This is a genomic window from Paenibacillus cisolokensis (assembly GCF_050481165.1).
GTDB lineage: Bacteria > Bacillota > Bacilli > Paenibacillales > Paenibacillaceae > Paenibacillus_AH > Paenibacillus_AH cisolokensis.
The window spans coordinates 1-8522 of sequence record NZ_JBCNFP010000161.1 but is presented as its reverse complement, the minus strand read 5'-3'; the positions used below and the strand labels follow the sequence as shown (position 1 = coordinate 8522).

At 57.8% G+C, this 8522-nt stretch carries 8 protein-coding genes and 1 pseudogene; 5 read left to right on the top strand and 4 right to left on the bottom strand.

From position 1 onward, the window contains the following. Nucleotides 1–327: pseudogene (locus ABEV74_RS21960) on the top strand (hypothetical protein); the annotation flags it as partial. Between the two features lie 45 nt (nt 328–372). Further along, a complete protein-coding gene (locus ABEV74_RS21955) occupies nt 373–957 on the top strand; it encodes a hypothetical protein (protein WP_430149605.1) in 585 nt (194 codons plus the stop codon). Between the two features lie 69 nt (nt 958–1026). On the opposite strand, the gene ABEV74_RS21950 is transcribed toward ABEV74_RS21955, so the two are convergent. Both ABEV74_RS21950 and speE read right to left on the bottom strand, forming a co-directional pair. Continuing rightward, nucleotides 1027–1278, bottom strand: a complete 252-nt coding sequence (locus ABEV74_RS21950; protein ID WP_062489494.1) for a DUF7667 family protein — start codon at nt 1276–1278, stop codon at nt 1027–1029. A gap of 148 nt (nt 1279–1426) precedes the next feature. Then, complete coding sequence (speE, locus tag ABEV74_RS21945) at nt 1427–2257, bottom strand: polyamine aminopropyltransferase (protein ID WP_062489496.1); 831 nt, start codon at nt 2255–2257, stop codon at nt 1427–1429. Between the two features lie 342 nt (nt 2258–2599). Here speE and ABEV74_RS21940 point away from each other — a divergent pair, with 342 nt between their 5' ends. After that, on the top strand, nt 2600–4600 hold the full coding sequence (locus ABEV74_RS21940) for a transglycosylase domain-containing protein (protein WP_430149608.1): 2001 nt from the start codon (nt 2600–2602) through the stop codon (nt 4598–4600). Between the two features lie 106 nt (nt 4601–4706). Here the strand turns inward: ABEV74_RS21940 and ABEV74_RS21935 are convergent, their stop codons facing one another. Beyond that, complete coding sequence (locus ABEV74_RS21935; RefSeq protein ID WP_062489500.1) at nt 4707–5222, bottom strand: YwhD family protein; 516 nt, start codon at nt 5220–5222, stop codon at nt 4707–4709. Between the two features lie 152 nt (nt 5223–5374). Here ABEV74_RS21935 and ABEV74_RS21930 point away from each other — a divergent pair, with 152 nt between their 5' ends. Next, on the top strand, nt 5375–7375 hold the full coding sequence (locus ABEV74_RS21930) for a M1 family metallopeptidase (RefSeq protein WP_430149602.1): 2001 nt from the start codon (nt 5375–5377) through the stop codon (nt 7373–7375). Nucleotides 7376–7440: 65 nt separating this feature from the next. Next, the gene (locus ABEV74_RS21925; protein WP_430149599.1) at nt 7441–8265 is read left to right on the top strand and encodes a hypothetical protein; all 825 of its coding nucleotides are present in this window, start codon (nt 7441–7443) and stop codon (nt 8263–8265) included. Here ABEV74_RS21925 and ABEV74_RS21920 read toward each other — a convergent pair. Next, a partial coding sequence (locus ABEV74_RS21920) for a hypothetical protein (RefSeq protein ID WP_430149596.1) occupies nt 8250–8522 on the bottom strand: 273 nt, incomplete at its 5' end. The two genes, ABEV74_RS21925 and ABEV74_RS21920, sit on opposite strands and share 16 nt — an antisense overlap.

Genomic DNA, 8522 nt, shown 5'->3' with positions numbered 1-8522 from the left:
CACGGAGATTTTACACTAACCGCGCTCATGACGGCCAGGCAGCATATCGAAGGGTGGAACGACGAGCGGCGCCATTCGCTTCAGACGGCGCTGCTGAGGCTGGAGGACAAGGCCCGGTACAGCGATCCCGTCTCGCATCCCGATCTGCAGGCCGCGGAAAATTTGCTGCTGGTGCAGGCCCGCGAGCTGCAGGAGCGGCTCCGCTCGCTGTCCCGGCCGTCAGGCGAGACGGTCGATCCGGGAACGATCGAGGAGATCGGCGAGCTGATCCGCCGGCTCGAGCAGCAGCTGGAGCAGCGCAATCAGCAGCTGGTGCAGTTGAAATAATACCGGGGCTCTCCAGGACAACGACGCGAGAAAGGAGTAGTATCATTGCCGTTAAAATCCAAAATTAGCGATTTGGTTATTCTGCTCACGACCATCCTGTTTCCGATCGGCCTGCTGCTCCTCATCATCCGTTTCGTCATGAATGCGAAATACCGGCATTTGCGGGCGGGCGACTACAGGGTAACCGGCTATTGCTTCCTGGTGTGGCTCGTTTTCATCAGCATCCTCATGATCTCCGACCCATCGGAAGGGGCGGGAGAAGCCATCACCGTATTTTTGTTCGTGCTCGGTGTGCCCGCGCTGATATTCCTATGGGTCGGCCGTAACAAAAAGAAAGAGATGGAGAGACTGTACGACGAATATAATAAGCTCATCGAATTGCAGTCCGAACTAAACGTCAACCATCTCTCCACGATGACCGGGCTGAGCGTCGATGACGTCGCGCAAGATTTGCGGTACATGCTAATGACGGGCAGGCTGGTGCATGTTACGGGCAAGTCCGATTCCCAAACGGCCGCCGCTCCGAGCGGACCGGTGACGGTCCAATGCGGCAACTGCGGCGCGAGCGACTCGGTCGTCCCCGGCAAATCGAAGACGTGCGAATATTGCGGCAGCACGCTTACCGCCTGAAGCGCTGCAAACGAAGAAGAGGGCGTTCGTTAGCGCCATAGGCGCTGTCCGAATGCCCTCTTCTTCTGTTCACAGCATGCGGGAGGCCGGCGGCTTGCCGCCCATCTTCTCGATTTCGGCGCATATATCGTGCTGCCACTCCGTATCGCCTGTCATCGACGCCAGCAGCGACAGGTTGTACAGATGCGCCAGCCGCCGAAAGTGCGCGGCGTTGACGGCGAGACAGTGCTCCACGTCGATCCGCTCCTCATCGGTCCACTCGCGGGCGCTGCGCACGGTCCACAATTCCGCCAGACGTTCGTGAATGGTCGTAATGCCCATATCTATCGACCTCTCCCCCTGAATCGTGGTACCGGAAGCGAACGATCGCCCCGGCTTCTATTCTCAGCATGCCCATAACGGCAAAAGGACAGACCTGGTTGCGGCCTGTCCTTTGACGCCTGTGCGGCTTGCCTTTCTATTCCTTTTTCTATCCCTTGACGAGATCTTCCACGAACTTCGGCAGCACGAACGCCGCCTTGTGCAGACGGGGAGTGTAATATTTCGTATCCAGCTCGGGAATCGACGATTCGTCCACAGCGAGCGGATCGTATTTCTTGCTGCCGATCGTAAACGTCCACAGTCCGCTCGGATAGGTCGGGACATTGGCCCAGTATACGCGGACGATCGGAAATACTTCCTTGACGTCGCGATTCACGTTTCGAATCAGATCGTCCTTGAACCACGGATTGTCCGTCTGGGCGACGAAGATGCCTTCTTCTTTCAGCGCATCGTATATGCCCTGGTAAAAGCCGCGCGTAAACAGATTGACCGCCGGACCTACCGGCTCCGTAGAGTCGACCATGATGACGTCGTAGCTGTTTTTATGATCGTGAATATGCATAAAACCGTCATTGACGATAACTTCCACGCGCGGATTGTCAAGCTCGCCCGCGATATTCGGCAAATACCGCTTGGAATACTCGATCACCTTGCCGTCGATTTCCACGAGGACGGCCTTCTCGACCTGCGGGTGCTTCAACACTTCGCGGATGACGCCGCCGTCGCCGCCGCCGACCACGAGCACATGCTTCGGATTCGGATGCGTGAAGAGCACCGGGTGCGCCATCATTTCATGGTAAACGAATTCGTCCTTGTCGGTCGTCATGACCATGCCGTCGAGGACGAGCATCGTGCCGAACTGTTCCGTCTCCAGCATATCGAGCTTCTGGAATTCCGTCTGCTCGCTGACATGCGTATGCTTAATTTTGGCTGTAATGCCGTACGATTCGGTCTGTTTCTCGGTATACCACAGTTCCATTATTCGAGTATCCCTTCTTTCCTCGTATCACCCTGCGCTTGGCGCGCGGGAACGGCCTGGCGGGGAGCCGGTTCCGTTCGTTCAAGATGTATTATAGTAAATCGGAGCGAAAAAGCAACCTTTACAACCCCAAACCTTTGCCGTGTGAATATCGCATTCTCTCTTTTTCCATACTAAAAGGAAAGACTTCTCCATTTCGACTAACGAATGCCAAAGGAAGTGTTCCCGATGAAAAAAGCGCCCTCGCCCGCTGGCCGCAAGCGGCGCCGCGCCGTACCGTTCGCCGTCAAGTCCGAAAGGCTGTCGCCCTTGCTGTCCATTTCGTACCGCTGGTTCGTCCGCATGGCGGCCGCCGGGCTGATCGGTCTCGCGCTGCTTATCGTCCTGCTGCTGTACTTGCGCACGCAGGCGCTGCCGGTCGCCTCGATCAGCCAGACGTCGGAGATGCTCGATTTGCAGGGCAATGTTATCGATACGTTCCACACCGGTGAAAACCGCCGTTCCGTGTCGCTCGCGGATATATCGCCCTATGCCGTACAGGCGACGCTGGCCATTGAGGACCGGCGTTTCTACGATCATAACGGCTTCGATCTTCGAGGGGTCGCGCGGGCAGCTCTCGTCAATCTGGAGCATCTGTCGAACAAACAGGGCGCCAGTACGCTGACGCAGCAGTTGGCCCGGAATTTGTACCTGACGCACGAAAAAACGTGGACCCGCAAACTGAAGGAAGCCGTGTATACGGTCCAGCTGGAGATGAAATATTCCAAGGATGAAATTCTGAATCTGTACATGAACCAGATTTACTACGGCCACGGCGCATACGGCATCGAGGCCGCGGCCGACTATTATTTCGGCAAGCCGGCCAAGGAGCTGACGCTGGCGGAAAGCGCGATGCTCGCCGGCATCCCGAAAGGGCCGAAATATTATTCGCCCTTTCTGGATATGAAGAACGCAAAAGACCGGCAGCGGACAATTTTGCTGGCGATGGCCGAGCAAGGCATGATTACCCGCGAGCAGGCGGATCGCGCCTACGCCGAACTGCTCCATTTCCGGAAGCCCGGAGAAGACGCGGAGGAAGGCTTCGCGCCTTACTTTCGCGATTATGTCCGCTCCGTCGCGATCGAGCGGCTCGGCATTGACGAGCGGCTGCTGAACGAAGGCGGCATCCGGATATATACGACGCTGGACCCCGTTGCCCAGCGGGCCGCCGAAGAAGCCGTGAACGCCGGCATCCCGGACAAGTCGGAGCAGCAGGCGGCGCTTGTCGCCATCGATCCCCGCAACGGCTATATCAAAGCGATGGTCGGCGGACGCGATTACCAGACCAACCAATACAACCGCGTCTTCGCCGACAGCCGGCAGCCCGGCTCCTCCTTCAAGCCGATTCTCTATTTGACCGCATTGGCGGAAGGCGGCATGACGCCGGTCACCCGGTTCAAGAGCGAGCCGACGACGTTCACGTACGACGAAGGCCGCAAAACCTACAAGCCGCGCAACTTTAACGACAAATATGCCCATGACTATATCGACATGCGGCAGGCGATCGCCAGCTCGGACAATATTTACGCGGTGAACACGATCATGTCGGTCGGTCCCGAGAAAGTGATCGAGACGGCGCGCAAGCTGGGGATCGACAGCCCGATGCAGCCGGTCCCCTCGCTGGCGCTCGGCACGTTCCCGGTCAGCCCGTTCGAGATGGCGTCGGCCTTCGGCACGCTCGCTGCCGGCGGCAAGCATGCGGAGCCGATCGCCATTCTGCGAATCGAGGACCGCAAAGGCAATATTCTCTACGAGGCGGAGCCGAAGGTCGAGCAAGTTGTGGACGCGGCGCACGCTTACGTGCTCACCAGCCTGATGGAGAGCGTCTTCGACAACGGCGGCACCGGATACCGCGTTTCCGCCGCGATCAAGCGGCCCGTGGCCGGCAAGACCGGGACGACGGCGACGGATGCGTGGCTCGTCGGTTATACGCCGGAGCTGGCGACCGCCGTCTGGGTCGGATATGACAAAGGACGGACGATTACGCCGACGGAGGCGCACCGGGCGGCACCGATCTTCGCCTCGTTCATGGAGAAGGCGCTGGAGGCGGTGCCTCCGAAGCTGTTCCCGATGCCCGACGGCGTCGTCAGCGTCTATATCGATCCGGCATCGGGCAAGCTGGCCGACGCGACATGCCCGGAGAAGCGGCTGGAGACGTTCGTTCGCGGCACGGAGCCGACCGAGACATGCGGCGGGCACGAAACAGGCGGCGATACGCCCGACGCCGGCGGCCAAGACACCGCGCCTGCTGCCGAACGGCGCCGTTCGTGGCTGGATCAGCTGCGCCGCTGGTGGCGCGATTGACGCGCTTCCCCTGTTCGGACGAATGCGCAAGTCGGCGAGCAACCAAACAAGCCTGTGCCGGAGCGATGCTCCTGCACAGGCTTGTTTGCATTCGCGAGACCGTATTTCAAACTTCGAGCGCCTTCTTCAGCTCTTCCGGCGAACGCTCCCACCACTCCGCGTTATGCTTGATCAGCAAATCGCGCAGCGCCGTTTTCTCGCTCGGCGCCAGTTCATCCAGCATATAGCGCCGCTTGATGGCATAGTCCAGCTTGTTGACGTGATCGGCGAGAATTTTCCAACCGCGCCGCGCCTCGGAATCGATCAGCATCTCGCATGCCGTCGCGCCCGCATAATACGAGCCCTCCTCGTTCCGGTCGACCGCCACCCAGACAATCCAGCACCGGCGGCCGTTCGGCACTTCGCTTTTATCGGTCAGAAATTTAATTCCCCGCTCCACCTTGCTCTTCGCATGCATGGCGCCGATATCGATATACGCCTCTCCGCCATCGATAATGACGCTGGAAACTTGGCTCAGGTCAATTGTTCCAGCCCCGAATCCTTTATGCTGTTTATTGCTAACGACATTAAGCGCGAGCGTCCGCTTCGGTTTCTTCTGCTGTTCTTCTTGCCCCTGCTCCATGCCACTTTCACCTTCCTTCGCGATGCGCTGCGAGATGCCGGAAAACAAGGCCCGTACAAAGCTCGCTCAGATTAATTCCATTTTAGCTAATAATCTTCAAAAAGCAAACATATAGATGCTGTAGATGCTTGTCAACGGGAGGGAACCGTTCCATGACGCCACGCTACCTCAAAGCGATTTTACTCTTTGCGCTCGTCGCCATCGTACTCGCAGTGTCTGTCCGTCAAAACTTCAGAGACGCCTGGCTGTCCCAGTACACGTATGCCGTTGCGCCCGAGCAGACGCCTGCCAATCCGAAAACGGCCAAGCCTCCGTCCGGCGCCGAGCCGAACGCGATTATAACCCCAAAGCCTCAGGTGCTCAGCACACGAGTAGCGGAATATCACATCGATGTCCGTCTGGACGAAAACGAAAAGAAGCTGATCGGCGAACAGTCCATCACGTGGACCAATCCCGGACGCAAACCGGTTGAAGAGATGTATTTTCATCTGTACCCGAACGCTTTCCTGTCGGACAACACCACCTTTATGAAGGAGTCCGGCGGCAAGCTGCGGCAGGACAAGGCGACGGCCAACAGCCGCGGATACTTGAAGCTGGAGTCGCTGGAGACGACCGAAGGCGAAAGCCTGCTGCCGCGCCTCCATTATGTCCAGCCTGACGACGGCAATCCCGACGATTTCACGCTGGCAAAGCTTCGGCTCCCCGACCCGGTGGCCCCCGGCGAGGATATAACGCTGCATATGAAATTCGAAGTGAAGCTGCCCGAAGTGTTTGCCCGCATGGGCTATGCAGGCGATTTCGTCATGGCGGGGCAATGGTTTCCGAAGGTGGCCGCCTACGAAACGGCCGGCACGCGGGGAAGAGCGATCGAGGGTTGGAATATTCACCAGTACCACGGCAACTCGGAGTTTTACAGCAACTTCGGCATCTACAGCGTGCGCATTCAGGTGCCTGAAACGTATACGGTCGCGGCAACCGGGTTCCAGACGAAGCCGGCCGCGTCGAAAGAAGGGCGCAAAACGTATCAGTTCTATGCCGACGACGTGCACGATTTCGCCTGGGCGGCCTCTCCCGACTTTATCTATGTCGAAGACGCCTACTCCACCGCCGGCATTCCCGGCGTGCGCATCAAGCTGTACCTCGATCCGGCGCACGAAAACCTGAAGGACCGCTACATGCATGCGGCCAAGTCGTCGCTCGCCAAATACGCCCAGTGGTACGGCCAGTATCCGTACTCGACGCTCTCGATCGTCGTCCCTCCGAAAGGAGGAAACGGAGCGGGCGGCATGGAATATCCGACGCTCATTACCGCATTCGCCGCGGACACGGATAATCCCGGATATGAGCTGGAACGCACGGTCGTGCACGAAATCGGCCATCAATATTTCTACGGCATGATCGCCTCCAACGAATTCGAGGAAGCGTGGCTGGACGAAGGGTTTACTTCTTACGCCGAAGACAAAGTGATGGAAAGCGAGTACGGGGTGAAGCCGAATCTGTCGCTCGAAGCGAGCTATATGACCGATCCGGCGCCGCTCAAGCAGTTGTCCTGGTCGTATCGCTCCCACGAGCATTATGCGGAAAATGTGTACATCCGCGCCAAGCTGGTGCTCTTCGGCATCGAGAAGCAAGTGGGTACCAAGACGATGCAGACAATTATGCGCACCTACTATCAGAAATACAAATTCCGCCATCCGTCCACAGCCGATTTCCAGAAAGTTGTGGAGCAGGTCACGAAATCGAAATGGACCGAATATTTCCGGGAATACGTCTACGGCGGTCAGATGGCCGATTTCGCCATCGAATCGATTCGCGTCCATCCGGTGGAAACGGAACAAGGGCGGCAGTACGAATCGATTGTATTGGTGACGAAGCGAGGCGGCAGTTTCGGCCCGCTGTCCGTCCTGTTCCAGTTCGCGGACGGGAAGACCGAGAAAAAGCAATGGAGCGGCGAGGAGAAGCATGTTCAGTTCAGACTGGTGCACGATGCGCCGCTGTTATGGGCCGAGGTCGATCCGGACCGGCACGTCGTACTGGACAATAAACGGATCAACAATTTTATGAAGGCCGAGCTGCCGGAAGCTTCGCGCATTCGCTGGAGCATCGGCGTGTCCAAATTGATCGAAGGACTGCTGGGCGCGATCGGCTGGTAAAGCGGAGGCCAGGCCCTCCCGCCGCGGACGTCCCGAACGGTTCCGATATGGAGAGGAGATCGATTATGAAAGCCTATATCAAACAAGGCTGGCGGCTGGCAGTCAAACATTTCTATATTGTCATTCTGCTCTTCGTCTACCAGCTGATATGGGGGTTTTTCCTGTACCGGTTCGTCAATTCGATCGTCGTCCCTCTGCTGCAGCGGTATCCGGACACATATCCGTCGGAAGCGGCGATCCGGCACTTTCTCGCGGAAGCGCAGTTTCAGCTGTTCAAAACGGATCTGATCCATCCGTACTTGTGGCTGTTCGGCATCGCGCTGCTGGTCCGCATGCTGCTGACCCCGCTGTTCAACGCCGGCCTGTTCCATTCTCTCCGGCATGCGGCCGACGAAAGCGGCACGCAGTTTATAAGCGGAATCCGCAAGACATGGAAGCCGGTCATGCTGCTGTATTGGTGCGGCGCTCTGCTCAGTATTGCGCCGGCCTGGTGGCTGCTGCCGCGCGGACTGGAGGCGCTGCTGACCAGCCCATCTCCCGGCGAGCTGGCGCAGCGCACGCTGCCCTACGCCGCCCTTTGGCTTCTATGGATACTCATCGTTTATTTGCTGTTCCTGGCCATGCAGTTCGGCGTCGTCTCCGGATCGGGTATCGCCCCCGCCCTGTTGCGGGCCGTGCGCCACTTTCTTCCCTTCGCCGGCATTTCCCTGCTCATGTGGGGCATTGGCGCCGCCATGAATCTGCTTGCGACAAGCGTCTCGATGATTTGGGCCGGGCTGTTCGCTCTTATCCTTCATCAAGGCTTCTATCTGGTGCGGACGCTTGTCAGGGTGTGGACGTTCGGCTCCCAATACGTATGCTGGCAATCAGGCCGTCATATCTCCTCATAAAAGGCTTGCCGATATGAAGCGAGCCGACGACCCTTCGCCTGTACGGCGTTGCGCTCCGAAATTGCCGACTGCCGGAAAATTTCCGGCGGTCTTTCTTTTTCGACAAATTTCGAGCGGATGCCGCCTCCATTGTTCTTCCTGAAGCCCCAATTTTCATCTTCTTTCATGAGAATTATTAGAATTATAGTAGTTTTGAAGGAGATTGATAAAAAAAATCGAATAGAAAGCCGAAATACATAACTGGACAGTGAAAAGTT